The sequence below is a fragment of the Kitasatospora sp. MMS16-BH015 genome (assembly GCF_002943525.1).
Classification (GTDB): Bacteria; Actinomycetota; Actinomycetes; order Streptomycetales; family Streptomycetaceae; genus Kitasatospora.
In genome coordinates, this window is sequence record NZ_CP025394.1 from 8056922 (window position 1) to 8082886 (window position 25965).

At 73.2% G+C, this 25965-nt stretch carries 20 protein-coding genes; 7 read left to right on the forward strand and 13 right to left on the reverse strand.

Going from position 1 to position 25965, the window contains the following annotated elements:
- Positions 1–24 precede the first annotated feature (24 nt).
- Both CFP65_RS34690 and CFP65_RS34695 read left to right on the forward strand, forming a co-directional pair.
- Positions 25–1608, forward strand: a complete 1584-nt coding sequence (locus CFP65_RS34690) for an FMN-binding glutamate synthase family protein (protein ID WP_104819891.1) — start codon at positions 25–27, stop codon at positions 1606–1608.
- 91 nt (positions 1609–1699) lie between these two features.
- Entirely contained in the window at positions 1700–3430 is a 1731-nt protein-coding gene (locus CFP65_RS34695; RefSeq protein WP_104819892.1) for a thiamine pyrophosphate-dependent enzyme, read from the forward strand.
- Between the two features lie 50 nt (positions 3431–3480).
- On the opposite strand, the gene CFP65_RS34700 is transcribed toward CFP65_RS34695, so the two are convergent.
- Together CFP65_RS34700 and CFP65_RS34705 are read right to left on the reverse strand one after the other, a co-directional pair.
- Positions 3481–3795, reverse strand: coding sequence for a hypothetical protein (locus CFP65_RS34700; protein WP_158702507.1), 315 nt, complete (start codon positions 3793–3795; stop codon positions 3481–3483).
- Positions 3796–3883: 88 nt separating this feature from the next.
- Positions 3884–4636, reverse strand: a complete 753-nt coding sequence (locus tag CFP65_RS34705) for a hypothetical protein (protein ID WP_104819894.1) — start codon at positions 4634–4636, stop codon at positions 3884–3886.
- A gap of 456 nt (positions 4637–5092) precedes the next feature.
- Between CFP65_RS34705 and CFP65_RS34710 the strand changes: the two genes are divergently transcribed.
- Complete coding sequence (locus tag CFP65_RS34710) at positions 5093–6874, forward strand: ABC transporter ATP-binding protein (RefSeq protein ID WP_104819895.1); 1782 nt, start codon at positions 5093–5095, stop codon at positions 6872–6874.
- Entirely contained in the window at positions 6871–8604 is a 1734-nt protein-coding gene (locus CFP65_RS34715; protein ID WP_104819896.1) for an ABC transporter ATP-binding protein, read from the forward strand. The genes CFP65_RS34710 and CFP65_RS34715 overlap by 4 nt, the downstream gene beginning before the upstream one ends.
- A 246-nt stretch (positions 8605–8850) precedes the next feature.
- Here the strand turns inward: CFP65_RS34715 and CFP65_RS34720 are convergent, their stop codons facing one another.
- Entirely contained in the window at positions 8851–9867 is a 1017-nt protein-coding gene (locus tag CFP65_RS34720; protein WP_104819897.1) for a carbon-nitrogen hydrolase family protein, read from the reverse strand.
- 272 nt (positions 9868–10139) lie between these two features.
- On the opposite strand from CFP65_RS34720, the gene CFP65_RS34725 reads away from it, so the two are divergent.
- Positions 10140–10676 (forward strand): YrhB domain-containing protein, encoded by a 537-nt coding sequence (locus CFP65_RS34725; RefSeq protein ID WP_104819898.1) that lies wholly within the window; start codon positions 10140–10142, stop codon positions 10674–10676.
- A gap of 163 nt (positions 10677–10839) precedes the next feature.
- Entirely contained in the window at positions 10840–10974 is a 135-nt protein-coding gene (locus CFP65_RS41925) for a hypothetical protein (RefSeq protein ID WP_256387292.1), read from the forward strand.
- Positions 10975–11005: 31 nt separating this feature from the next.
- Here CFP65_RS41925 and CFP65_RS34730 read toward each other — a convergent pair whose 3' ends face one another.
- Positions 11006–12442 carry a hypothetical protein gene (locus CFP65_RS34730; RefSeq protein ID WP_104819899.1) on the reverse strand — a complete coding sequence of 479 codons (1437 nt, stop codon included), beginning with the start codon at positions 12440–12442 and terminating at the stop codon, positions 11006–11008.
- A gap of 364 nt (positions 12443–12806) precedes the next feature.
- Complete coding sequence (locus CFP65_RS34735) at positions 12807–13808, reverse strand: 2-hydroxyacid dehydrogenase (RefSeq protein WP_104819900.1); 1002 nt, start codon at positions 13806–13808, stop codon at positions 12807–12809.
- Positions 13809–13952: 144 nt separating this feature from the next.
- Here CFP65_RS34735 and htpG point away from each other — a divergent pair, with 144 nt between their 5' ends.
- On the forward strand, positions 13953–15872 hold the full coding sequence (htpG, locus tag CFP65_RS34740; protein ID WP_104819901.1) for a molecular chaperone HtpG: 1920 nt from the start codon (positions 13953–13955) through the stop codon (positions 15870–15872).
- 58 nt (positions 15873–15930) lie between these two features.
- On the opposite strand, the gene CFP65_RS34745 is transcribed toward htpG, so the two are convergent.
- The 8 genes from CFP65_RS34745 to CFP65_RS34780 form a co-directional block, all read right to left on the reverse strand.
- On the reverse strand, positions 15931–16956 hold the full coding sequence (locus CFP65_RS34745; protein ID WP_104819902.1) for a 6-phosphofructokinase: 1026 nt from the start codon (positions 16954–16956) through the stop codon (positions 15931–15933).
- Positions 16957–17342: 386 nt separating this feature from the next.
- A complete protein-coding gene (locus CFP65_RS34750) occupies positions 17343–18071 on the reverse strand; it encodes a type 1 glutamine amidotransferase (protein WP_104821343.1) in 729 nt (242 codons plus the stop codon).
- A gap of 125 nt (positions 18072–18196) precedes the next feature.
- Positions 18197–19459: a MurT ligase domain-containing protein gene (locus CFP65_RS34755; RefSeq protein ID WP_104819903.1), complete on the reverse strand. Its 1263-nt coding sequence runs from the start codon at positions 19457–19459 to the stop codon at positions 18197–18199.
- Positions 19460–19743: 284 nt separating this feature from the next.
- Positions 19744–21132, reverse strand: coding sequence for a GNAT family N-acetyltransferase (locus CFP65_RS34760; RefSeq protein ID WP_104819904.1), 1389 nt, complete (start codon positions 21130–21132; stop codon positions 19744–19746).
- Positions 21133–21240: 108 nt separating this feature from the next.
- Positions 21241–22689: a pyridoxal-dependent decarboxylase gene (locus tag CFP65_RS34765; protein ID WP_104819905.1), complete on the reverse strand. Its 1449-nt coding sequence runs from the start codon at positions 22687–22689 to the stop codon at positions 21241–21243.
- Positions 22690–22747: 58 nt separating this feature from the next.
- Positions 22748–23482: an MgtC/SapB family protein gene (locus CFP65_RS34770; protein WP_104819906.1), complete on the reverse strand. Its 735-nt coding sequence runs from the start codon at positions 23480–23482 to the stop codon at positions 22748–22750.
- A gap of 386 nt (positions 23483–23868) precedes the next feature.
- Positions 23869–24624: an AIM24 family protein gene (locus CFP65_RS34775; RefSeq protein ID WP_104819907.1), complete on the reverse strand. Its 756-nt coding sequence runs from the start codon at positions 24622–24624 to the stop codon at positions 23869–23871.
- An 89-nt stretch (positions 24625–24713) separates the two neighbouring features.
- Positions 24714–25820, reverse strand: a complete 1107-nt coding sequence (locus tag CFP65_RS34780; protein WP_158702508.1) for a hypothetical protein — start codon at positions 25818–25820, stop codon at positions 24714–24716.
- Positions 25821–25965 lie beyond the last annotated feature (145 nt).

Here is a 25965-nt window from a genome sequence, read left to right on the forward strand (position 1 = left end):
GCCGGTCCGGGTTAGACGAGCGGCATGCTGAGATACCTGTGGGTGGTACTGCTGGAGGCCGTGGCGGCGGCCGCTGTCGGGGCGGCCGTCGCGGTGTCGCCGTGGTGGTGGGTGGCCGCGGTGCCGTTGGTGGCGGTCGGCCTGCTCGCGGTGGTGGACCTGTTCCAGACCCGGCACTCCATCCTGCGGAACTACCCGGTCCTCGGGCACCTGCGGTACGCGTTCGAGCGTATCCGCCCCGAGGTCCAGCAGTACTTCGTCGAGCGGAACGTGGACGGGCGGCCGTTCGACCGCGACACCCGCACCATCGTCTACCAGCGAGCCAAGGGCACCGACGCCGAGGAGCCGTTCGGGACCGAGCTCGACGTGTACGAGACGGGCCGCGAGTTCCTGGTCCCGTCGATGGCGCCGGTGGCCGTCCCGGACGAGGCGCCCCGGGTGCGGGTCGGTGGGCCGGACTGTACCCAGCCCTACGACATGGCCTTGCTCAACGTCTCGGCCATGAGCTTCGGCTCGCTCTCGGCCAACGCCGTCCTCGCGCTCAACTCCGGTGCGGCGCTGGGCGGGTTCGCCCACGACACCGGTGAGGGCGGGCTGTCCGAGTACCACCTGCGGCCCGGTGGCGACCTGGTCTGGGAGATCGGCACCGGCTACTTCGGCTGCCGGACGGAGGGCGGCGACTTCGACCCGGGCCGGTTCGCCGAGAAGGCGGCCCTCGACCAGGTCAGGTGCGTGTCCCTCAAGCTGAGCCAGGGCGCGAAGCCCGGCATCGGCGGGGTGCTGCCCGGCGCCAAGGTCAACGCCGAGATCGCGTCGGTCCGGGGCGTCCCCCAGGGTGAGACGGTCATCTCGCCGCCGTACCACCGGGTCTTCACCACGCCCCGGGAACTGGTCCTGTTCCTGGCCCGGATGCGCGAGCTGGCGGGCGGCAAGCCGGTCGGCTTCAAGCTCTGCGTGGGCTCCCGACGGCAGTTCCTCGCCGTCTGCAAGGCGATGCTGGCCGAGGGGGTGACCCCGGACTTCATCATCGTGGACGGTGCCGAGGGCGGCACCGGCGCCGCGCCGCTGGAGTTCGCCGACCACGTCGGCCTGCCGCTCACCGAAGGCCTGCTGACGGTCCACCACGCCCTCCTGGGCAGCGGCCTGCGGGACCGGATCCGGATCGGCGCCGGGGGCAAGGTCGCCACCGGCAGCGACCTGGTCAAGCGGCTCGTGCAGGGCGCCGACTACACGAACTCGGCACGGGCCATGATGTTCGCCCTCGGGTGCATCCAGGCCCAGCGCTGCCACACCAACACCTGCCCGGTGGGCGTGGCCACCCAGGACCCGCACCGGGCCCGCGCGCTGCGGGTGGACGACAAGGCGCAGCGGGTCCGGCGCTACCAGGCGGCGACGGTCGGCAGCGCCCTGCAGATCATGGCCGCCATGGGCGTGGACGACCCGGCGCGGCTCGGCCCCGAACTGCTGTACCGCCGGGTGGACGGCCTGGCGGTCCGCTCCTACGCCGAGCTCCACCCGCCGCTTTCCCCGGGCGAACTGACGTCCTGCCCTCCGCCGGACTGGGCCCGCGACTGGCAGGCCGCCGACCCCGACCGCTTCACCGTCTGACGCCCCGAGACCCCGAGACCCGCGAGGCCCCGAGGCCCGCGAGACCCCTGAGATTCCGAACCCCTGAGACCGGACAACCGGAGGACGTACTGTGGCTCGAACCGTCGCCCGAGTGATCGTCGACACGCTGCGGGACCTGGGCGTGCGCCACGTCTTCGGCGTGGTGGGTGATGCCCTCAACCCGCTGACCGACGCCATCCGCACCACCGAGGGCATCGACTGGGTGGGCTGCCGCCACGAGGAGGCGGCGGCGTTCGCCGCCGGCGCGCAGTCCCAGCTGTCGCGGACGCTGGGCGTCTGCGCGGGCACCGTCGGCCCCGGCTCGGTGCACCTGCTGAACGGCCTGTACGACGCGGCGAAGAGCGGCACGCCGGTGCTCGCCATCGCCGGCCAGGTGCCGCTGGCCGAGCTGGGGGGCGACTACTTCCAGGAGGTCGACAACGACCTGCTCTTCCGCGACGTCGCGGTCTTCCGCGCCACCGTCGCCTCACCCGAGCAACTGCCCCGCCTGCTGGAGACCGCCGTCCGCGCCGCCCTCAGCGAGGGCGGCGTCGCCGTGCTCACCGTCCCGGCCGACCTGGGCGGCCAGGAGGTCCCACAGGACCGCCCCGTGCGCATCCCCCTCGCGCGGGCCGTGACCCGGCCGGAGGACACCGCCGTCTGGGAGGCGGCCGAGCTGCTCAACGCCGCGCGGCGGGTGACGCTCCTGGTGGGGCGCGGGGCTCGTGACGCGTACGGGGAGGTGATCGCCACCGCCGAGCGGCTGGCGGCCCCGATGGTGCTCACCCTCAAGGCGAAGGAGGGCTTCGAAGGGGACGACAACAGCTACCAGGTCGGCCAGACCGGCCTGATCGGGAATCCCGCCGCCGCCCACGCGCTGGACTCCTGCGACCTCCTGCTGATGCTCGGGACCGACTTCCCCTACCGGGAGTGGTACCCCACCGGGTGCAAGGTCGTCCAGGTCGACCTCCGCGAACGCCGGCTCGGGCGGCGCACCCCGGTCGACCTCGGTCTCACCGGCGATGTCGGGGCGACCCTGCGGGCGCTGCTGCCGCACCTGACCGCGGTGGCGGACCGCACGCACCTGGAGACCGCCCGGGAGCGGTTCGTGGACTGGCGGAACAGCCAGGCCCGGCTCGCCCACCCGCAGCATGACCACCGCCTCGTGGGCCGGTTGCGCAGCGCCCTGGACAACCCCGCGGACGACGTGCGGCCGGAGGCGCTGGCGGCGGCGGTGAACGCCTGCGCGGCCGAGGACGCCGTCTTCACCTCCGACACCGGCATGGCGACGGTCTGGCTGTCGCGGTTCGTCACCATGCGCGGCAAGCGGTCCCTGCTGGGCTCCTACAACCTCGGCTCGATGGCCAACGCGATGCCGCAGGCCATCGGGGCGCAGCTCTGGGCCCCGGACCGGCAGGTGGTCGCGTTCTGCGGCGACGGCGGCCTGAGCATGCTGCTCGGCGATCTGATGACGATCAGGACCCACCGGCTCCCGGTCAAGCTGGTGGTCTTCGACAACCGGCGCCTCGGCATGGTGAAGCTCGAACAGGAGCAGGCCGGCCTGCCGGAGTTCGGCACCGAGCTGGAATCGCCGGACTTCGCGGCCGTCGCCGAGGCCCTCGGGCTGACCGGCATCCGGGTCACCGGCCCGGACGGGCTGGAGGAGGGCGTCCGCCGGGCCTTCGACACCCCCGGGCCCGTGCTGCTCGACGTCCTGACCAACCCCCAGGAGCTGGCCGTCCCGGGGAAGGCCGGCGTCGAGCAGGGCTGGGGCTTCGCGGTGGCCAAGGTCAAGGAGAAGCTCCTGGGCCACGAGGGCTGACCGGCAGGCGCACCCCGGGCGGACCGCACCGGGGTGCGCCGCTCAGCCGGTCAGCCCACGTCGATGCCGGTGACCGCAGGGGTGCCGAGGCTCACGGCGTCCTCCTGGTAGCCGGCCGACGTGAAGGCCCGCCGCGCCAGGTCCGTGGCTGCCGCGCCGGCGGCGGTGTGGTCGGGGGCGTCCACCTCCAGGCGGAGCACGAAGGTCCCCGCCGGCTCGTCGAGGGTGAGGACGTCGAGGTCGGGGACCTCTTCGCCGACCCGGTCGGGGTCGGCGCCGCGTACGACGGCCAACAGCCGCCGGCGGGCCGTCCCGTCCATCGGTCGGCTGACGGTTCCTGGAACGGTGATCACGTAGCTACCCATGTTCTCCGTGTCACCTCCGCACCGTTCGGGAAACCTCCGCACCGGATTTCGTGCCCCACCGGCGGCGGCCTCCCAGCGCCGACCGGGGTCAGGGGGCGGGAGGAGACCAGACACGGAAGAGCTCGGCCTGCTCGGCATAGGGGGCGGTGAGCAGGCCCGTGCCCGCCGGGGCCCGCTCGCCGTCGGCACCGGGGCCGTCCGCGAGCAGCTCGATGCGGGCGCCGTTGGCCAGGGATCGGCCCAGTGCCCCCGGCACCCGTCGGCCCGGACGGTCCACCGCGCGCAGGTGGAGCCCGCCGAACGCGGCCCACCGGACGATCGTCTCCAACTCCCGCTGGAGGTGCCCGGTCTCCGCCGGGAGGTCGGCCAGGCCCACGGCGGTCAGGGTGACCAGTTTCTGGTCGGCCGTCGGCCGGTAGTCCTCGTACCTGGTCCGAGCGAGGCCGCCGTGGACACGGGTGAGGACCAACTCACGTGCGGCGGTCACCAGGCTGTCGGCCTCGGCCACGGTGCCGGCCCGGCGCTCCAGGGGGCGGCTCGAGGTACGGCCGCTGCCGAGGCTGTCACCGAGATCGATCACCCATGACTCCACGAGGCCGGTGGCGGCCTCAGCGGCCCACAGGGTGTCGAGCAGCGCGTCGAGCCCGTACCCGGGAAGGCCGGTGACGGTGGCGCAGACCACACCGTCCGGACCGAACACCTCCAGAGCGGCGCGGCTGCCGTCCAGGTGACGGCCGATGGCGATGGTGCCGCCCTCGATATCGAACAGGGTCTCGGCGCTCGGCCGGTCCGGGATGGTCCGCAGAGCGGCGAGCCGAAGGGCATCGAGATCGGGGAGCACGGGCTGCTTCCTTTCGAGGGACGACGCGGGGCGCAGCGGCCGGTGCTTCCACGCCCCGGAGCGTTCGTCGCCGGAGCCGAACGGGATGGCTGCATCCGGCAGCGATTTCCTGCCGTGCCACAGGAAGCCGGATGCCCCCGGACTGACGTCCGGTCAGGGCCCCGACCGCCCCCGCCGTGCCTCCTCGGTCATCCGGCGGCGCCCCTCGCAGCGGCTCTCACCGGTTGAGGGCACGCACGACCAGAACGGCGATCACGATGAGAACGATCGTGGTGAGCCCGATGTACATGCGGGTGTCCTTTCCTTGGGTGTACGGCCGAAGCGGTCGGCCAGACATCGGCTGCCCCGGTACCGCGCGGGCATGCCTCCTCCGGAGCGGCAGAACGAGCGGTACCGGTCAGGTCCCGGCGTCCTGCCGCAGCCCCGAGGTCCACGAGCTGACAGTAGAGTGCGACGGTGCACGACCTGAGCGACGATCCGGGGACGCCGGACATCCGCAGCGCCGCCCGCTACCTGCGCTGGTTGACCGCCACGCAGCGTCGGCGGGTGGTCACCGGGGCGCTACTGAGCATCATCTGGATGCTCATGCTGACCCTGCAGCCGTACCTGCTCTCCCGCGCCGTCGACGACGGCCTGCGGGCGGGCCGTCCGCGCGCGCTGGTCGCCTGGACCGCCGCCATCCTGGTCGCCGGCCTGCTCAACGCCGGGATCAGCATGTTGCGGCACCGGACCATGACCAGGCTGCGGATGGACGCCACCTTCCGCACCGTCCGGGTGGTGAACCGCCAGTCCGTCCGGCTCGGTGCCGCGCTGCCCCGGCTGGTGACTTCCGGTGAGGTGGTCACCATCGGCATCGGCGACGTCGGCCAGATCGCCCGGACGCTGACCTTCGTCGGGCCGGGCATCGGTTCGCTGGTCGCGATCGCCACCGTCGGCGTGCTGCTGCTGACGGTCTCCCCGCTGCTCGCGGTCGTGGTGCTGCTGGGCGTCCCGTCGATGGCGGTGCTGGTCGGGCCGCTGCTGGGCCGGCTGCGCGGGGTGGAGAGCCGCTACCGCGAGCGGCAGGGGCGGCTCGCCGCCCGGTTCGAGGACATGGTGGGCGGGCTGCGGGTGCTGAACGGCCTGGGCGGCAAGGAGACTTACGCCGAGCGCTACCGGCGCGACTCGCAGGAGCTGCGGGCCGACGGCTACCGGGTCGGCGCGGTCACCAGCTGGCTGCAGTCCTTCGGCGTCGGGCTGCCCACGCTGTTCCTCGCCGCCGTGACCTGGCTGGCCGCCCGCCTCGCCGCCTCCGGCGACATCACGGTGGGTCAGCTGGTCGCGGTCTATGGGTATGTGGCGGTGCTGGTCTTCCCGGTGCAGTTCCTGGTCGAGAGCGGGCAGGACATCAGCCGTGGCCTGGTCGCCGCCGCCCGGGTGGTCCGCTTCCTCTCGCTCGACCCGGGCACCCGCCCGGGCGGCGCCGAGGCGCCCGCCGCGCCCGCCGCGCTGCGCGACCCGGCCTCCGGGGTCGAGGTGCTCCCCGGTCGGCTGACCGTGCTGGCCTGCGCCCGGCCGCAGGACGCCGCCGCCGTGGTCGACCGGCTCGGCCGGTTCGCCGCGACCGGCGCGCAGCGGGGCACCGGGGGCACCTGGGGCACCGACCCGCTCGACTCCTTCGCCCTGGCCGCCGTCCGGGACCGCATCTTGGTCGCGGACAACGAGGCAGCCCTGTTCGCCGGCCCGCTGCGCGAGGTGCTCTCCGGCCGGCACCGGCCGGACGACGCCGCGCTGCACGCGGCGCTGGCGGCCGCCGCCGCGCTCGACGTCCTGCGCGGACTGCCGGACGGTCTGGACACCCTGATCGAGGCGGACGGCCGCAACCTGTCCGGCGGTCAGCGGCAGCGCCTGCGGCTGGCCCGCGCGCTGGCCGCCGACCCCGAGGTGCTGCTCGCCGTGGAGCCGACCTCCGCCGTCGACACGCACACCGAGGCCGCGATGGTGGCCGGCCTGCGCCGCGCCCGCGCCGGCCGGACCACCCTGGTCACCGGCGTCTCCCCGCTCCTGCTCGACCAGGCCGACACCGTGCAGTACCTGGTCGACGGCAAGGTCGCCGCCACCGGCAGCCACCGCGAGCTGCTCCGCGACCACCCCGGCTACCAGGCCCTGGTCGCCCGTACCGAGGCCGATTCCGAGGTGATCGACACCGAGGACGCTGCCGTGCCGAACCCCCGCCGCGCCGAGGAGCCCGTCCGATGACTGTGAGCACCCGCCTCCCCGTCGCCGGGCCCGCCGCAGTCCGCCGGGCCACCCTCGCGGTGATCCGCCGGGACGTCCGAGGCTTCGCCGCCCTGATCACGCTCAACGCCTTGGCCGCCCTGGCCGGGCTGGCCGGCCCGTCGCTGCTCGGCCGGATCATCGACGTGGTCTCGGCCGGCGCCGGCACCCACGCTGTCGACCGGCTGGCGCTCGCCATCGTGGCCGCAGCACTCGCCCAACTGCTGCTCTCCCGCCAGGCCCGCTACGTCGCCCACCGGTTCGGGGAGCGCACCTCGGCCCGGATCCGCGAGCAGTTCGCCGACCGCGCCCTGGCCCTGCCACCGACCACTGTCGAACGGGCGGGCGCGGGCGACCTGACCACCCGGGGCACGGCCGACGTCGCCGCCGTCGGCACCGCGCTGCGCGACGCCGCCCCGGACGTGTTCGTCGCCCTGGTGCAGATCGTCTTCGTGATCGGCGCGATCTTCGTCGTCCAGCCACTGCTCGGGGCCTGCGGCATGATCGGGATGGTCGGCATCTGGTCCGGCTCCCGCTGGTACCTGCGCCGGGCCCGGCCCGGCTACCTGGACGAGGGCGCCGCCAACTCCGCGCTGGCCGAGGTGCTCGCCGCCAACGCCTCCGGCGCCCGCACGGTCGAGGCGCTCGGCCTGCAGGAGCGCCGGCTCGCGGCCGGCGAGGCCGCCGTCGAGGAGTGCCGCCGCACCCGGGAGCGGACCCTCTTCCTTCGGAACGTCTTCTTCCCGGTCGTCAGCTCCTCCTACACCGTCCCGGTGGTGGTGGTGCTGCTGGCCGGCGGTCTGCTGCACACGCACGGGATGGTCAGCCTCGGGTCGGCCGTCGCCGCCGCGCTCTTCGTCCGCCAACTGGAGCCGCCGCTCGACACCATCGTGATCTGGATCGACCAGCTCCAGAGCAGCGGCGCCGCCTTCGCCCGGGTCGAGGGGCTGGCCGAGGCCCGGCAGGTCCCGGCGACCCGCAGTGCGGCGCCGGCCGACGACCGGATCGAGGTGGCCGGCGTCCGCTACGCCTACGAGGGCCGGGCGGACGTGCTGCACGGCATCGACCTGACGATCCGCCCGGGCGAGCGGCTGGCCGTGGTCGGCCCGTCCGGCTCGGGCAAGACCACACTCGGTCGGCTGCTGGCCGGCATGGACGAGCCGCGCACCGGCACGGTGACGGTGGGCGGGGTCCCGATCGCCGGGCTCGATCCGGAGCAGCTACGGCGCCAGGTCGTGCTGGTCACCCAGGAGCACCACGTCTTCCTCGGCACCCTGCGCGACAACCTGCGGATCGCGGCGCCCGGGGCCGCCGACGCCGAGCTGATCGCGGCCCTTGCCTCGGTCGGGTGGTCACAGGAGCTGCCGGCCGGCCTGGACACCGAACTCGGCGCAGGCGCCCACCGGTTGGACGGAGCCCAGGCCCAGCAGCTGGCCCTGGCCCGGGTGGTCCTGGCCGACCCGCACACGGTGATCCTGGACGAGGCCACCGCCCTGCTCGACCCGACGGCCGCCCGCCACACCGAACGCGCCCTGGCGGCCGTGCTGGCGGGCCGGAGCGTGATCGCGATCGCCCACCGCCTGCACACCGCCCACGATGCCGACCGGGTCGCGGTGATGGAGGACGGCCGCCTCACCGAACTCGGCCCGCATGAGGAACTGGTCGCGGCCGGCGGCCCCTACGCCGCCCTCTGGGAGTCCTGGACCCGCTGACGACCTCGTGTCCGGTGGGGGACTGGGCCGCCCCCTCGCCGCGACGGACCAGGGCAGCCCCGCCGCGGAGAGTGTGGGATTCGAACCCGCGGTGCGGGAGCACCGCACGACAGTCCCCGAAACACTCGCCGCGGCTTGGCACGTGGCGCTCAGCCGCCGGGTCGGCGCGGTCCTGCCCGGCCACCTGGCCGCGATGGCCCTGGCCGCGACCGGTGACAGCGGACGGGTGGGCATACCTCCCAGTCGTCAGAAGGCCGCGGTGCGGTCTTCGCTGCGCGGGTCGGTCACCTGGTGCTCCGCGTACAGGCCGGCGCGCGACTTGCGACGCCAAGGGCGCGCGTGGGCCACTGCTTCGGCGGCGGCCTCGGAGCCGTCGTCGAGGTCGACGACCGCCAGCGACGGCGGGCCGTCCGTGGGGCAGCGTTCGAGCCAGTCGCCGCTCGGTGCGACGACTCCGGACGGCGCGGTGGCGCTGTGCTGCGTCGGCACCGAGAAGCTGACCCAGTAGCTGTTCGCCGCGGCGTGGCCCTGGGCTTGGACGGCGGCGTTGCCGGGGGAGACGCCGGTCGTGGAGAGCAGGACGCAGTCGACGTCCAGGCTCTCGTACTCGGCGAACAGCTCCGGGTAGTGGATCTCCATGCCGAGCAGGCAGCCGAACCGCACGCCGTCGACCTCGAAGGTCACCGGCGAGGTGCCCGGCGAGTACAGGTACGAGACCTTCGTGTTCGACAGCCGGCGCTCGTCGTAGCGCGTGACGACCTCGCCGCGGTCGGAGATGACGTAGAGGCTGTTGTGCGGGCGGTGCGGCTCGGTCAGGCGGTGCACCGAGGCGATCACCGTCCACAGCCGCAACTCGCCTGCCAATGCGGCGATCGCCGCCAGCTCAGCTCGCAGGACCGGCCACTGGCACCGGCTCCAGTCGGCCGGGCCGACCGCGTCCGGGCCGTCGACGGACATGACGAGCTTGTGGGGAAAGCAGATCGCGCCCTCCGGGAAGTGCACGATCCGCGCGCCCCGAGCACCGGCCTCGCGCATCAGGGCACGGACCTGACGGCCGCTCTCGCGCAGCGCGTCCACATCTCGGGGGTCCTCGCGGACGGGGGTCTGGGCGACGGCGAGCCGCACGCCCTCGGGGTTCCTCGTCTCCGACGTGACGTCTCCCGATGGAGCCGGGCGGAAGTGCCGGAGGGCGGACGTGTAGGACTCGCCGGTCTTGGCGGCGCGGGCGCGCACCTGGCGCTTGAAGTTCCGGTGGGCTGTCATCGTGGCCTTCCACGCCTTGAGCGATCGTTCCCCAGCAACCCCGCCCGAGGCGATCGGGCTGCGACAACGGCCTGAGACGCTGGTCCCTTTGCCTCCGATGGGAGACCGTGCTGGGGACGGTCGCGGGAGGTTCGGCGTAGGCCACGCAGTCCGTCATCATGCCGTCGCCCATGGACCCCGTCAACCACCGAATCGAAGAGGCCTGCGGCATTCTCGGTGGGGGCGGCACGGGCGTGCCGAAAACCGGTTGACCGGTGGCGAATGATGAGATCGTGATCTCCGAGGAACGAGCCGTCGAGCTCGTCGAGTCCTTCCTGGCCAGAGAGCTGCCGGCGCAGCGGTGGAGCGGGCCCGCCCCCACGCCGGAGATCTACCACGTGGAGGAGCGCGCGGTCGGCTGGCTGGTCTTCTGGCGCTCGGCGGAGCAGGCCCGAGCCCGTGACTCGCGCGGCAGCTTCGTCGGCGGCCACTACCTGGTGGACCGGCACGACGGGAGCATCCACTACGTGCCCGCCGTCTGGTGGGAGGACGAGGACTGGGAGGAGCAGTACCTCCTGCAGGTCAAGGGCGTCAGACCCCCTGATCCGCTGGCCGCCGCCGTCCGCGCGCTCGTCCGCTCCGCCGGCGTCGTGGCCGCGCTGAGCCACCTGCGCAAGCAGGCCCCCCGACTGAACCTGCAGCAGGCAAGGGCCTACGTGACGACCGTTCAGGACGGCGCCGAGCCACCGGAAGAGCTGGCGAGCCTCACCCGGAAGGAACCGAAACGGCCGCCGCAGCCGATCGAAACGCTGACCGGCCCGGTCCGGTAGCGGCCCGGTAGGGGTCCGATAGAGGTCCGGCCGCAGAGCCGAGGCCCAGGCCGGCTCGCCGGCCCACGGCGGGTGAGGCGACGGGACACGGTGCCGATCACCGCCCGGCGGACCATCGTGCCGAGCGCGCCGGGCTGGGCTCCTGGCCTGGGGCCAGACGCCGGTGAGCACGGTGGCCGTGCGGAACACCCGCAGGGTGTCGGTGGAGGCCACAGCGGTGAACGACCTGAGCGGCGTGCTCGACGACGCGGTCATCCCGACGCCGACGCCGACGCCCACGCCCACCCGGTCGCAGTGAGCTCGTCAGTGCGTGCCGGCGAAGCCTGGGTTCACCCGGCGGTCACGCGGAGCACGCCAGTCTCGGTGCCCTGGTAGAGCGTGCCGTCGGGTGCAGTGGTGCCGGTCATCTGCAGGGGGTTGTAGAGCAGCCCGAGCCCGATCCGGGAACTGGAGAGCTGCGCTCCGCTGGCCGGGTCGACGGTGGCGTAGGAGTAGGTCGCGAAGGTCTGCGCACCCACCGAGTCGGTGGGGCCGCTGACCGTCAGGGTGTAGATCTTCCCGTCGGCGAGCGAGAGCCGTGGCAGTGCGGCCGACTTCACGTTGCTGTTCCAGACCAGGTGGCAGCCGGCCCCGTCGGCGTCGAGGTCGACGCGGCTGAGGCCGCCGTCGAAGCTCGCCGAGCCGGGGACGCTGGCGGGCGTGCCGGCCGGCAGCGCGGGGTAGGGGTAGCCGTAGGTGTTCGTCACGAAGACGCTGCTGCCGGAGGCGATCACCGCGTCCTCGGTGCCGCTCGCGGGGTACTGGGTGAGCACGGGTGTGGCGCAGACCGGGGTCGGCCCGTCGGCGACCCGGTAGATCAGCAGGTTCTCGTGCGGCGCGGCGTTGTCGGTGATGGTGACGTACTCCGTGCCGGTGCCGGGGCCGAAGAAGCTCGGGGTCGCCCCGGTGCCCCAGCTGAGCTGGCCGGGCTTGCGGCCGGGGCCGCGGTCGTAGGGCGCGCGCCACTCGATGGTCGGCGTGCCGTCCGCGCCCTCGGTGAGCAGGTAGAGCGCGTGGTCGGTGGCGACGGCGGTGTGGCCGGGGACGGTGGAGATGCTGTTCCCCACACCCTCCCCGGTGGTGATGGTCCGGACGGTCCCGCCGGTGGTGTCCGCCGTGCCGATGACGCCGCCGGCCGTGGCGAACCAGACCCGGCCGTCCCAGCCGGGGCTGAGCCCGACGATGTTGTCCCCGGACGGGATCGAGCCCGCCAGGGAGGTCGACTGATCGACTGTCAGAGTCCACTTCCCGCCGACGAGATGGTGGCCTATGCGGAGGAGGCCGTCGTTCCCGTCCACGACGACCAGCGCGTCGGCGCTGTCGAGGTAGGTGTAGACGCCGCCGAACAGGCTGCCCTTGGGCAGCGCCAGGGAGGCCAGGTCGGCGCCGGTCGCCGGGTCCAGCAGGTGCACCGTCGGCGTCTGCCCGAAGATCGTGGTGCACAGGGTCACCGGCAGCCGGTCGGTTCCGATCACCACCGTCGGGCAGGCCGAGGCGAGCGCGGTGCGGCTCCAGTGGACCGCGCCGCTCCCCGGTCCGGCGTACGGGGTGGTGTCGCTGGAGGCGCTGTCGCCGTGCATCGTGGCGGTGCCGTTCGCGGCGGTGGCCGGGTTCTGTGGCGGCAGCGGCCCGAAGCCGCCCTGGGCGGCAGCGGCGGGCGGGCAGAGCGCCGCCGCGCCGGCGAGGGCCAGTGCGGCGGGGAGGGAGCGGAGGGTGCGCAGGCGCATGGAAGGGTCCCAATCCGGGTGAAGGAGGGTGGGAGCCCAGCGGCGGTCGCCGCCATCCGCGGACGCGCGAACAGGGGGCCGCTCGGCTCGGAACTGGAGCGGCCGACCTCGTGGCAGGGACGAGGTGCGTCGTGGAAGGGAACGGGCCGCGTCAGCCGACGCGGCGACAACTCGTGGTGGTGGCAAGGCCATGGTCCACATGGCGGCGGCTCACCAATACGGTCATGCCCCGACGATAGCCGAGCCGAAGGTCCCGCGACCACGGCTGCCCACTCCCCGAGACGCCCCCCCGGCGCCGTCCGGTGCGGACAGCCGACCGGGGCCCTGCCCGGAGGTCCGGACCGTGCGGCCGAGTCGATCGGCATCAGCCGGCTGCGGCGGGGACCAGGGTGTTCTCGGTGGTGCGGCCGGCGGCGAAGTCGTCGATGTTGCGGGCGGTGGCCTCGATGATCTGGCCGACGGCGGTGTGGGTGAAGTAGGCCTGATGGGAGGTGACGATGACCTGGGGGAAGGTGACCAGGCGGGCGAGGGTGTCGTCGGGGATGCCCTCGACGGAGCGGTCGGTGAAGAAGACGCCGGTCTCCTCCTCGTAGACGTCGAGGCCGACGCCGGCCAGGCGGCCGGTGCGGAGGGTCTCGACCAGGGCTGCGCTGTCGACCAGGCCGCCGCGGCTGGAGTTGACCAGGATGGCGTCGGGTTTCATGGCGGCCAGGGCGGCGGCGTCGATCAGGTGGTGGGTGGCGGGGAGCAGGGGGACGTGCAGGCTGACGATGTCGGCGCGGGCGAGGAGGGCGGGGCGGTCGACGTAGGTCATGCCGAGGTCGAGGCAGGCCGGGTTCTCGGCGATGTCCCAGCCGAGCAGGGTGGTGCCGAAGCCGGCCGCGATGCGGGCGAAGCACTCGCCGATCTTGCCGGTGCCGATCACGCCGACCGTCATGCCGTGGATGTCGCGGCCGAGCAGGCCGTCGAGGCGGAAGTCGAACTCGCGGGAGCGGTTCGCGGCCCGGGCCAGGCGGCGGTTGACGGCCAGGGCGAGGGTCCAGGCGTGCTCGGCCACCGCGTACGGGCTGTAGTAGGAGACCCGGTAGACGGCGATGCCGAGCTTTTCGGCGGCCTCGAGGTCGATGTTGTTGAAGCCGGTGGAGCGCTGGGCGATGAGCCGGGTGCCGCCTGCGGCCAGGATGGTGAGGGTCTGCGCGTCGAGTTCGGCGTTGACGCTGCTGCTGACCGCCGGGTAGCCGGCGGCGAGCGGGGCGGTGTCGCGGTCGAGGAAGACCGGCAGGCAGCGCAGCGGGTGCTTGCCGGCGAAGGCGTGCTCCAGGATGGGCTGTTCGTCCCGCTGGACGCCGTAGGCGAGGATCTCCATGGCGTCAAGCTACGAGGTCCGCGGGACGGTCGGGTGATGGCTCGCCGGACGGTTTACCCTGTCGTCCGGGCGATGACACGGGCTCGGCGAGCCCGGCCCGGCCCGAACCGTTGACAGCACGAGTACCAGAAGGAGACCACTCCCGTGGCCAGCCAGACCGAGACGCTGGAGTTCCAGGCGGAGACCCGCCAGCTGCTGCAGTTGGTGATCCACTCGATCTACTCGAACAAGGACATCTTCCTGCGCGAGCTGATCTCCAACGCCTCCGACGCGCTCGACAAGCTCCGTCTGGAGTCCCTCACCGACTCCGACCTGGCGGTGGACACCGCCGACCTGCACATCACGCTGGAGGCCGACCGCGAGGCCCGGACCCTGACGGTGCGGGACAACGGCATCGGGATGACCCGTGACGAGGTCGTCGACCTGATCGGCACCATCGCCAAGTCGGGCACCGCCTCGCTGCTGGCCAAGATCAAGGAGGCCAAGGACGCGGAGGCCGCGCAGAGCCTGATCGGCCAGTTCGGCGTGGGCTTCTACTCGGCGTTCATGGTGGCCGACAAGGTGACCCTGCGGACCCGCCGGGCCGGCACAGAGCAGGGCACCGCCTGGGAGTCCGACGGCGAGGGCAGCTACACCGTCTCCGAGGCCGAGGGCCTGCCGGTGGGCACCAGCGTCACGCTGCACCTCAAGCCGGCGGACGGCGAGGACGGCATGGGCGACTACCTGGCCGGCTGGAAGATCCGTCAGATCGTCAAGCAGTACTCGGACTTCATCCGCTGGCCGATCCGGATGGCCGCCGAGGCCGGTGAAGCCGGTGAGGACGGCACGAGGCCCGAGCCGGAGACGCTGAACTCGATGAAGGCGCTCTGGGCCCGCCCGCGCAGCGAGGTCACCGAGGCCGAGTACCACGAGTTCTACCAGCAGATCAGCCACGACTGGCAGCCCCCCGCGCAGACCATCCACATGAAGGCCGAGGGCACCTTCGAGTACGAGGCACTGCTCTTCCTCCCCGCCCACGCCCCCTTCGACCTGTTCGCCCGGGACACCAAGCGGGGCGTGCAGCTGTACGTCAAGCGGGTGTTCATCATGGACGACTGCGAAGCCCTGATGCCGAACTACCTGCGGTTCGTCAAGGGAGTGGTGGACGCGCACGACCTCTCGCTGAACGTCTCCCGCGAGATCCTCCAGCACGACCGCCAGATCACCGCCGTGCGCCGGCGCCTGGTCAAGAAGGTGCTCGGCGCGGTCAAGGACCTGCGGACCAAGGACGCCGAGGGCTACGCCAAGCTCTGGGAGCAGTTCGGCCGGGTGCTCAAGGAAGGCCTGATCGAGGACCGGGACAACACGGACGCCCTGCTGGAGCTGGTCTCGGCGGATTCGACCCACGACCCGGAGCAGCCGACCACGCTGCGCGGGTACGTCGAGCGGATGAAGGAGGGTCAGGACTGCATCTACTACCTGACCGGCGAGAACCGCGCGATGGTGGAGAACTCCCCGCACATGGAGGCCGTCACGGCCAAGGGCTACGAGGTGCTGATCCTCACCGACCCGGTGGACGAGGTCTGGACCGACCAGGTGCCGGCCTTCGACGGGCACCGCTTCCAGTCCATCGCCAAGGGCCAGGTGGACCTGGGCGAGGAGGCCGAGGGGAGCGAGGAGGCGAAGGCGGAGAAGGCCAAGCGCGAGGAGGACTACGCCGCGCTGCTCGGCTGGCTCGGCACCACCCTGGCCGAGCAGGTCAAGGAGGTGCGGCTCTCCAGCCGGCTCACCACCTCGGCGGCCTGTCTGGTCGGTGACGCCAACGACCTGACCCCGACCCTGGAGAAGATGTACCGGGCGATGGGCCAGGAGCTGCCGCCGGTCAAGCGGATCCTGGAGCTCAACCCCACCCACCCGCTGGTCACCGCCCTCTACGAGGCGCACCGCGCGGAGCCCGGGGCCCCGGCCCTGGTGGAGATCGCCGAGCTCGTCCACGGCAGCGCCCTGCTCGCCGAGGGCGGCGACCTGCCCGACCCGGCCCGCTTCACCCGCCTGCTGACCGACCGCCTGGCCCGCACGCTCTGAGCACGGCGGACGGGGGCCACCGCACCGGCGGTGGCCCCCGTCCGTACCTCGGGGGTCGTCAGATGACGGTCTCGGCCTCGGCGTAGCGCTCGGCGGGGACGGTCTTGAGGTCGGCGACGGCCTCGGCCAGCGGCACCAGGTTGATCTGGGTGCCCTGGAGGGCGGTGATGTGGCCGAAGGCGCCCTTGTGGGCGGCCTCCACGGCGTGCCAGCCGAAGCGGGTGGCCAGGACGCGGTCGTAGGCGGTGGGGGTGCCGCCGCGCTGGGTGTGGCCGAGGATGACCGGCTTGGCCTCCTTGCCCAGGCGGTGCTCCAGCTCGCGGGAGAGCTGGTTGGCGACACCGGTGAAGCGCTCGTGACCGTAGATGTCCTTGGTGCCCTCCTCCCAGTGCATGGTGCCGGGCTCGGGCTTGGCGCCCTCGGCGCAGACCACGATGGCGAACTTCTTCTTGCGGTCGAAGCGCTCGCGGACCACCTCGGTCAGCTTGTCGATGTGGAACGGGCGCTCGGGCACCACGATGGCGTGGGCACCGGCGGCCATGCCGGCGTGCAGGGCGATCCAGCCGGTGTGGCGGCCCATCAGCTCGACGACCATCACGCGCTGGTGCGACTCGGCGGTGGTCTTCAGCCGGTCGAGCGCCTCGGTGGCCACCGAGACGGCGGTGTCGAAGCCGAAGGTGACGTCGGTGCAGGCGATGTCGTTGTCGATGGTCTTGGGCACGCCGACCACGGGCAGGCCCGCGTCGCTCATCAGCTTGGCGGCCTTGAGGGTGCCCTCGCCGCCGATCGGGATCACGGCGTCGATGCCGAGGTCCTTGCAGTACTGCTTGGCCCGCTCGACGCCGTCGCGCAGGTGGCTGGGTTGCACGCGGGAGGAGCCGAGGATGGTGCCGCCCTGGGCGAGGATGCCGCTCACCGAGTCGAGGGTCAGGGGCCGGTGCACCCCTTCGAGCAGGCCTCGCCAGCCGTCCTGGAAGCCGATGATCTCGTCGCCGTGGTCGACCACCCCCCGGTGGACCACGGACCGGATCACGGCGTTCAGGCCGGGGCAGTCACCGCCGCTGGTCAGCACACCAATACGCATCGCTTTGCAACTCCCCTGGGGGCACCCCCGGCTGCGACGCCGGGGGATGAACCGGTATGGCCGGACTACCACCTTGGTGTCTCCACCTAAAGGCAGGCTCGAATCGGACATAAACCGCCCAAAACGGGCCACACAGAGCACAGCATACGGCGCCCGTGTCCGGCCCGGGCGGACGCCGACGCGGGAGCGGCTTCGTCGACGAGCCCGCGCAGCTGTAGGAACGGACGCCGAGGAGGGTGTGCGTCCGAACACTGACTCTATTGTCTTATGAAAGGCCGCCCGTCGGCACCGACTGCCCGCCATGCGGTCAGGTCAGCCGGTGCCCGGGTCGAAGGGCCTCGTCACGCGGGCCGAAGGGCCTTGTCACTCGGGCCCGAAGGGCCTTGTCAGGCGGGCTGCTTGGTGGCCGCGATGCGCTCGGTGCGCAGCGCGTCGTACCAGGTGGTGTCCGCCGGAGGGAGGGCGTTCACGTCCAGTGCCAGCTTGATCAGCATGTCGGCGACGGCGGGGTTGCGCGCCATCACCGGGCCGTGCAGGTAGGTGCCGAAGACGGTGTCGCGCCAGGCGCCCTCGGTGCCGTCGCCGGTGCCGTTGCCCCGGCCGACCTGCACGGTGGCCATCGGCGAGACGCCCTGGCCGAGGTGGGTGACGCCCTGGTGGTTCTCGAAGCCCGTCAGCTGAGGGATCGACAGCCGGGGGTCGGTGTCGGCGAGCACGTCGCCGACGCAGCGGGCGCCCTCGCCGCGGGTGGTCCACACGTCCAGCAGGCCCAGGCCCGGCTCGCGCTGGCCCAGGTCGTTGATGAACTCGTGGCCGAGGATCTGGTAGCCGGCGCAGACCGAGAAGATGATCGCGCCGTTCTCCGCCGCCCGGACCAGGCCGGTGTCGGCCCGGAGCCGCTCGGCGGCCAGCCGCTGCGGGCGGTCCTCGCCGCCGCCGATCAGGTAGATGTCACCGCTGGTGGGCACCGCCTGGTCGGAGCGGACGTCGATCCGCTGGACGCCGATCCCGCGCTGGCGGGCCCGCCGCTCGACGACCAGGGCGTTGCCCCGGTCGCCGTAGGTGCTGAGCAGGTCCGGGTAGACCCACACCAGGCGCAGGGCGCTCTCGCTCATCCGGGACCTTCCGTACTGCTGGGCCCCCGGCTGGGGGTGGGACTGCTGGGGCGGCTGCTGGTACGACTGCTGGGGCTGGCCGGGGTGCTGCGGCTGGCCGGGGTGCGGCTGCGGGGGGTAGGACATCAGTTGGCCACCGCCTTGCGCAGCTGCTGGAAGGCCGTGTAGTTGGCGATCGCCTCGATCCGGCCGGGCGGGGCCTGCTGGACGGCCTGCTCCAGGGTGTCGACCACCTGGAACTGCAGGCCGGCCACCTCCAGCCGGACGGCCAGGTCCAGCTTGCGCTGGCCCATCACGAAGACCGGGTGGCCGGACAGGCGCTCGTAGTCCACGTCCCAGAGCCAGGAGGTGTCGGTGCCGTCGGCGTCCAGCGCGTTGACCGAGAGCACCACCGGGGCCGGCGGGCCGTCGATCAGCGAGAAGGTCTCCAGCCAGCCCGCCGGGTTCTTGGCGAGCAGCAGGCGCACGTCGCGGCCCAGGTACGAGACCACGTCGTAGCGGCCGGCCACGGCGGTGACGGTCTGCATCCGCTGCAGCGCGACCTGCGGGGCCACCCCGAAGACCGCCGCGACGGCGGCCGAGCTGGTGGCGTTGGCCAGGTTGGCCCGGCCGGGCAGCTGGAGCTGGATCGGCCAGGCACCGCGCTGCGGGTCGATCACGTGGGTGCCCTGGAGCGCCCAGTGCGGCTGCGGACGGCGGAAGCCGCAGTCCTGGCAGAACCAGTCGTCGCCCGGGCGCTGCATCACGCCACCGCAGGACGGGCAGGACCAGGCGTCCTCCTTCCACGCCTGGCCAGCGGCCACCCAGACCACCTTCCGGCAGGAGGAGGCGGCCCAGGTCACCAGCGGGTCGTCCGCGTTGGCGATGATCACGGCCTCGGTGTCCTTGAGGCCCTCGCGCCACTTCTCGGCCATCATCCGGGTCTCCGCCGCGCGGTCGAGCTGGTCGCGGGAGAGGTTGAGCAGCGCTATGGCCTTCGGCCGGGTGTCACGGGCCACCCCGGCGAGGTACTTCTCGTCCACCTCGATGACGCCGAACCGCGCCTCGGTGCCGCCCGCCAGGGCGGCGGTGATGCCGGCCGGCATGTTGGCGCCGAGCGCGTTGGAGACCACCGGGCCGGCGGCGCGCAGCGCCTCGGCGATCAGGCGGGTGGTGGTGGTCTTGCCGTTGGTGGCGCTGACCAGCACGACGTCGAGGTGCTCGGCCAGCGTGGCGAGCAGGTCCGGGTCGAGCTTGAGGGCGACCTTGCCGCCGATCACCGAGCCGCTGCCTCGGCCGGCCTTCTGCGAGAGGGCGGCGGCCATCCGGCCGGCCGTCACGGCGAGCTTGGCGCGGGCGGGCAGCGAGGCGTCGCGTACGGCCGCGGCTTCCGAATCGGGGCCTGGCATGCTCAGTGGTTCCTCCTTGCAGCGGCACCGCCCGGGCGGCCGTTGAAAGGAACGCCGGGCGGCGGGGACGGGGCCAGCCTACCTACTCCGACCGGCAGATCCGTGATCGCCCCAGGTTGCACTGTCCAGGGGCGCGGGGAACTGCGCGAGATCGGAAGAAGCGTACGTGCCATCTTCCGTCAGGAATCAGTTGCACCGTCAGCGGATAGTGCAACGAGGGCATCCCTGTAAAGGTGCAGACGATGCATGGCCGGCCGCGCCGTTCCCCGCGTCCCTGAAAGGACCTACCGCCCCGGCCAGGGACTGGGGAGTGCTGCCTGGGAGAGATGGGCGGTGATGGTGAGGGTGGCGTCCTCGACCTGGTAGTCCAGGGGGGCGCCGAGCCGCTGCATGGTGGAGATGAGGCCGGTGTTGGAGGCGTGGGTGACGGCGTAGACGGTGGGGGAGCCGGCCTCCGAGGCGAGGGCGGCCATCCGCTGGAGGAGGTCGAAGCCGAGGCCGCGGCGCTGCCAGGCGTCCTCGACCAGGAGGGCGACCTCGGCGCTGTCCTCGTCCCAGAGCAGGTGGGCGAGGGCGACGATGCGGCCGTCCGGGGTCTCCACGGCGAGGGTCTGGCCGTGGCGGGGGTCGAGGAGGTGGTCGAGGTAGCGGTCGGCGTCGGCCACCGGGCCGTGGTACCGCTTGCGGAGGGCGTCCGGCGAGCAGCGGTGGTGCATGGCGAGGGCGGCGGCGTGGTCCGACGGGTCCGCGCGGCGGACGGTCAGGTCGGTGCCGGCCGGCAGCCGCAGGCGGGCCTCGACCTTGGGGACGCGGGGGCCGAGCAGGGAGTCCAGCTCGACCAGGGCCTGGGCCCGGGCGAATTCGGTCGGGGTGAAGGGGAGGTGGGCCCGGGTGAGCTCGATCAGGTGGCCGGAGGGGACGGGCAGCCGCATCACGTGGCCGTCCACGGCGGCGGTGGCGCCGGCGGCGCCACCCGGGTAGCTGCGGATGGTGCAGCGGCCGAAGAGCCGTCGCAGGGCGACGGGGAGTTCGGCGGCGTCCAGGGCGGTGCGGGTGGCCAGGGCGAGCACGTGGGTGGGCTCGTCCACCAGGTCGTGGGCGTCGGCCGGGTCGGTCCAGATGTCCCGGCCGCCGGCGGTGGCGACCAGGCGGGTGAGCTCGGTGCGGGCCAGCGAGACTGGCGTGCGCAGCAGGAACTCGTCCACGGTGGTGCCGTCGGCCAGCGGGTGGGCCTGGAGGGAGAGGATGTTGACCTGGCGGTCGGCCAGCGCGACGCAGATCCGGGCCAGGCTGCCGGGGGCGTCGTCGACGGTGGTGCGCAGCCGCCAGAGGGCGGTCTCCTGGTAGTCGTGCAGCGGGCCGGTCACCGGGGCCTCGCCGGGTGGTGCGGTCGGCTCGGGGCCGGGTGGGGCGTGCGGGTGCCGGTGGGCCCACCAGGCGTGGAAGACGGCCGTGGCGAGCAGGGCGAGGGCCGAGCAGGCGAGCAGCACCGGGCCGTCGTGGCCGTGCACGACGATGTTCGCCACCAGGTCGGCGGTGGCGACGGCCAGGAAGACGGCGGCGAGCTCGGTGGTGTCGCGCCGCCAGCGGTGGGCCCGGCCGTGCGGCCGGAGTCCGCGCCGCTGGGCGCGGGAGAGGCGGGCGGGCGGCTGGGCTTCGGGGAGTCTGTCCATGGGAGCATGGTCGCGCTCCGGTGTTTCACGATCACGAATCCCCCGTGACCTGTCGGTAAATGTCTTCGGTTGGTTTTCGAACGACTCCCGGTGAACTCCGGGTGACCGTCAGGATTCGACTCGACGCCCCCTCAGATCGTCGGCGGCGGCCAGCACTTCGGTCACCAGGAGCTTCAGGTCCTGCTCGGTGGTGGCGGCGTTGAGCAGGCAGGCGCGGAGCAGCTCCTTCCCTTCGTAGACCGCTCCGGTCACGAACACGTTTCCACGCTGTTGAACGGTTGCGGGCAGGGCGCGATTGAGTGCGTCGGCGGCCGCTGCGGCTGCTGCCGTCTCGCTCTCGGCCCGGACCCGGAAGGCGACGATCGAGGTGCGGACCGGGGCGAGGAGCTCGAGGGCCGGCTCGGCTTGGACCAGCTCGCCGAGCCGGCGGGCCAGTGCGGTGCAGGTGGCGATGTCGGCGGCGATGCCGGCCCGGCCGCGGTGGGCGATGGTGGCCCAGACCTTGAGGGCGCGGAAGGGGCGGGTCTGCTCCATCCCGTACTCGGAGAACCAGCCGAAGCCGTCGGCGCTCTCGTCGCGCAGGTAGGAGGGGACGAGACTGAAGGCGGCCCGCAGCGCGGCGGCGTCGCGGACCAGGGCGCAGCCGCAGTCCACCGGGACGCCGAGCCACTTGTGCGGGTCGAGGGCGAGCGAGTCGGCGCGGTCCATCCCCGCGTACTGCTCGGCGACGGCCTCGTCCAGCACGCCGAAGGCGCCGTACGCGCCGTCCACGTGCAGCCAGAGGCCCTCCGCGGCGCAGAGGTCGGCCAGCGGGTCGAAGGCGTCCACGGCGCCGGTGCCGACGGTGCCGGCCGAGGCGACCACCAGGAAGGGGTGCAGGCCCGCCGCGCGGTCGGCGGCGACCGCCTCGGCGAGGGCGGCGGGGTCGAGCAGGCCGTCCGGGGTGGTGGCCACGGTGCGCAGGTGGCGGCTGCCCAGGCCCAGCAGCTCGACGGCCTTGCGGACGCAGGAGTGGGTCTCGGCGGTGGCGTAGGCGGTGAACGGCGGCAGGCCCGCCAGGCCGTCGGCGCGCAGGTCGTGGCCGAGGCGGGCCGCCGCGCGGTGCCGGGCGGCGGCCACGCAGAGGATGGTGGCCATCGAGGTGCCGGAGGTGAGGATGCCGCCGGCCGGGGCGGTGGCCGGGAAGCCGACCAGCTCGGCGATCCAGCGGACGGTGGCGCGCTCCAGGTGCACGTCGGCGTGGTCGCCGCCCGCGCTGCTGGGGTTCATCGCGGCGGCGGCCAGGGTGGCCAGCACCCCGGCCGGGGCCGGGGCGGAGTTGACCCAGCCGAAGAACCGGGGGTGGCCGTTGCCCATGGGGGCGGTGAGGATCTGCTGCTCGACGGTGGCGAGCAGCTCGGGCAGGGGAGTGCCCTCGGTGGGCAGGGGGAGGGTGAGCAGGGCTTCGCGCGCCGCCGTCGGCATGGGCTGCCAGACGGGGGCCGCCGGCACGGCGGCGAGGTAGTCGGAGACCAGGTCGGCGGCTCGGTGGGCGGCGGTGCGGAAGTCTTCGCTCATGAGGGGCACTGTAGGCGAGCGGACACAAGGGCCTCGACGCCGTCCACCAGGGGAACGGTCAGGCCAGCGACTCCTGCTCGCCGTGGACGGGCTCGTCCTCCAGGTGCCAGTGCAGGTCGCGGACCCCGGGCTCCAGCGAGAGCCGGGTCACCACCTGCTCCAGGGCGGCCGTGACGTCGCCGGTGACGGCCACCGTGGAGCGCAGGCTGGTGGTGTCCTCGCGGGTGCCGCGCCGCACCCGCAGGCCGGTCGGGGCCAGCCCGGAGGCGGTCAGGGCCTGGAGCAGCAGGGCCCGGATGTGGGTCTCGGAGCGGCGCTCGCACTCCAGGTGCACGGTGGCGCGGCTGGTGGAGTCCGGGTCGCTGCCGCTGGCCGGGGCGCGGTCGAGCAGCCGGCCGGCGGGCCGGAGCACCAGGTGGACGGCGAGGACGGCGAGGGTGCCGAGCGCGGCGAAGGCGAGCTTGCCGGAGGCGGCCAGCACCCCGACGGCGGCCGAGCACCAGAGCGTGGCGGCCGTGTTGAGCCCCCGGACCCCGGCGCCGTCGCGCAGGATCACCCCACCGCCGAGGAACCCGATCCCGGACACCACGTACGAGGCCACCCGGGTCGGGCTCCCGGCGTCGCCGACGGCCTCGCTGTACAGCACGAAGAGCGTCGCCCCGGCGGCGACCAGGGCGTTGGTGCGCAGGCCCGCCATCCGGGCCCGCCACTGGCGTTCGACGCCGATCAGCGCCCCGCAGGCGACACCGACGGCGAGTCGGAGGAGGAAGTCGAGGGTGGTGAGGGTGTGCACGGGGCACCTCCTTCGGGGGCAGGGCGACGGCCGGGGCGTCGAGGGCGCGCCTGACATGCTGTCAGCCGGGCGTGAGGTGAACGGGAAGGCGTGGCCGGTCCGGGACTCGGCCGGGGCCGTGCGGGTGGCTCGGCACAGCCCCGCGCGGCCGGGCTCAGCGCAGAGCTGCGCGGGCCGGGGCAGGGCGGGCGGTGCGGCTCTCGGGGCCGGGACTGTGCTCGTCCATCTCGCTCGCCTCCTCCCGGCAGGGCGCACCCCGGCGGGCGCACACGTCTTCGGCCGGCGGGCGTCCCGCGCCGCGGCCTCCGGCAGGATATGCCGCAGGAAGGGGCGGGTGCGAACCCTTTGACGTCACCCTGACGCCGGTCCGCACCCGCGAGGGTGGTTCAGCCGCGCAGGATGCCGCCGACTATGCCGGCGATGCCCGCGCCCTCGGCGCCGGCGACGGCGCCGTCGCGGGCGAGGTAGGGCTCGAGGGCGTGGGCGAGGCCGGAGAGGGGCATGCTCTGGAGCCAGATCTGGCCGGGGCCGGTGAGGGCGACCAGGAAGATGCCGTCGCCGCCGAAGATCTTGTTGGCGATGCCGGGGACGCGGGTGATGGTGAACTGGACCTGCTCGTCGAACATGCCGACGTGGCCGGGGTGGACGAGCATGGTCTGGCCCGGGGCCAGGGTGTAGCGGGTGAGCTCGCCGGAGAGCTCGACCCAGGCGCGGCCCTCGCCCTGGAGGCGCTGGAGCACGAAGCCCTCGCCGCCCCAGAGGCCGCCGCGGAAGGTCTGCTGGAGGGCGACCGTCGGGCTGACACCGGGGGTGCCGCAGATCCAGCCGTGCCGGTGCACCACCACGCCGCGGCCGGGCGCCACGTCCACCGGCACGATGTGACCGGGCACCTTCGCCGCGAAGGCGACCAGCCCCGGCCCGCCCTGGGCCTGGTACTGGGTGAGGAAGAACCCGCCCCCGCCGACCGCCCGCTTGAGCGAGTTCATCAGGCCGCCCTTGCCGCCACCGCTGTTGGTGGTCTGCGACATCTGGACGTTCGCCGACATCCAGGACAGCTCTCCGTGCGCGGAGATCACCGTCTCCCCCTGGCCGAGCTGGATCTCCAGCACCGGCAGCGTGCTCCCGTTCACCACGGCCTGCATGCCCGTCACTCTCCCCCGGGCGGGCCGCCCTTCGGCCCGAACCCCGCGCGGCAGGGTACGCCCGCCGCCCGGGGCCCGGTTGACCGGGGTCAGTCGAGGGTGTTGGCCAGGCCGCCGGCGCCGCGGCAGTAGCCCGCGATCTCCTTGTTGGTGATCTGGGAGCAGAGGCGGGCGCCGGCGCCGGCCTCGGTGTAGTTGACGGTGTAGTAGCTGTAGAGGCCCTGGGTGCAGGCGCGGCGGTGGGTGGCGTCCACGCCGGTGGCGCACTGGTCGGCGGCCCAGTTGACGCGGTCGAGGTTGTACTTCATGGTGCGCGAGCCGACGCCGCGGCTGCAGTCGATGTCGCCGCCGGTGGACTTGCCGTTGAGGCACCACTGGAGGGCGGCGGCGAAGACCTCGGGGTGGTTGGCGTAGTCGTGGGAGCTCAGGTAGTAGGTGGGGGCGTAGAAGTAGCAGGCCGACTGGAAGAGGGAGGGCTGCTCGGGGCAGGGGTAGAGCGGCTCCTTGGCCAGCTTGTCGGCGGGGAGGTTGGCCTTGGCCTTCTCGTCCTCCTCGTCGGGGCCGAAGAGCTGCATGAAGAGGCCCTCGGAGCAGGTGATCTTCTTGCTGTCGCCGGGGAACTCGCTGCACAGGTCGCGGGCCTTCTCGACGTCCTGCTTGGCGACGAACATGGTGCCGTGGCCGACGCCGTGGATGCAGGGGCCGGTGTTGTTCGGGGCGCAGAGCTTGAGCAGGTCGACCTCGGGCTGCTTGGAGGCGTTGAGCATCTCCTCCACCGCGCCGTGCAGGTAGCCCGCCGCGCAGGTCTCGTGCGGGAAGGAGATCACCTTCTGGAAGTCCTCGTGGTACCGCTTCACGGCGGCGTGGCCCAGCTCGTGCGCGATCGGGTGGCAGAACCGGACGGTGTACGGGAGCTTCTTGGTGATCTTGTCGAGGTCGGCGAGCGCCACGCCCGGGTCGGTGGCGTCCATCTCGGCCATCATCTTGTTGCGCAGGGTGCTGCGGGTCCAGACCGCCGGGTCGCCGGTGGGGGAGGGCGAGGCGCTGGGCGAGCCCGGGGCGCTGGGCGGGGCGGCGGGGGTGCCGACCGCCGCGGCCGGGGTGGCGGCGGGGGCCCACTCGGTGACGGCCACCGAGCCGAGGCCGAGCGCGCCGAGCAGCAGCGCGGTGATGATCGCGAAGATTCGCGGTTGCATGGCGGTTGGATCCCCCGACAGCTCGCTTCGGACAGGTGTCCTTCCCATCCTGGCGGCAGCGCGGTGGATTCCGTGGTTTTGGGCCGCCATCCGGGAAGTGTCGGCCCCGGTTGCGCGGCTGCCGACCTGGTCAACGAAGAGGGCG

Bases quoted from the DNA above. Each gene is read 5' to 3' on its own strand.
- CFP65_RS34690 (WP_104819891.1), top strand. From the start codon at position 25: ATGCTGAGATACCTGTGGGTGGTACTGCTGGAGGCCGTGGCGGCGGCC.
- CFP65_RS34700 (WP_158702507.1), bottom strand. From the start codon at position 3,795: ATGGGTAGCTACGTGATCACCGTTCCAGGAACCGTCAGCCGACCGATG.
- CFP65_RS34715 (WP_104819896.1), top strand. From the start codon at position 6,871: ATGACTGTGAGCACCCGCCTCCCCGTCGCCGGGCCCGCCGCAGTCCGC.
- CFP65_RS34720 (WP_104819897.1), bottom strand. From the start codon at position 9,867: ATGACAGCCCACCGGAACTTCAAGCGCCAGGTGCGCGCCCGCGCCGCC.
- CFP65_RS34730 (WP_104819899.1), bottom strand. From the start codon at position 12,442: ATGCGCCTGCGCACCCTCCGCTCCCTCCCCGCCGCACTGGCCCTCGCC.
- CFP65_RS34735 (WP_104819900.1), bottom strand. From the start codon at position 13,808: ATGGAGATCCTCGCCTACGGCGTCCAGCGGGACGAACAGCCCATCCTG.
- CFP65_RS34745 (WP_104819902.1), bottom strand. From the start codon at position 16,956: ATGCGTATTGGTGTGCTGACCAGCGGCGGTGACTGCCCCGGCCTGAAC.
- CFP65_RS34750 (WP_104821343.1), bottom strand. From the start codon at position 18,071: ATGAGCGAGAGCGCCCTGCGCCTGGTGTGGGTCTACCCGGACCTGCTC.
- CFP65_RS34755 (WP_104819903.1), bottom strand. From the start codon at position 19,459: ATGCCAGGCCCCGATTCGGAAGCCGCGGCCGTACGCGACGCCTCGCTG.
- CFP65_RS34760 (WP_104819904.1), bottom strand. From the start codon at position 21,132: ATGGACAGACTCCCCGAAGCCCAGCCGCCCGCCCGCCTCTCCCGCGCC.
- CFP65_RS34765 (WP_104819905.1), bottom strand. From the start codon at position 22,689: ATGAGCGAAGACTTCCGCACCGCCGCCCACCGAGCCGCCGACCTGGTC.
- CFP65_RS34775 (WP_104819907.1), bottom strand. From the start codon at position 24,624: ATGCAGGCCGTGGTGAACGGGAGCACGCTGCCGGTGCTGGAGATCCAG.
- CFP65_RS34780 (WP_158702508.1), bottom strand. From the start codon at position 25,820: ATGCAACCGCGAATCTTCGCGATCATCACCGCGCTGCTGCTCGGCGCG.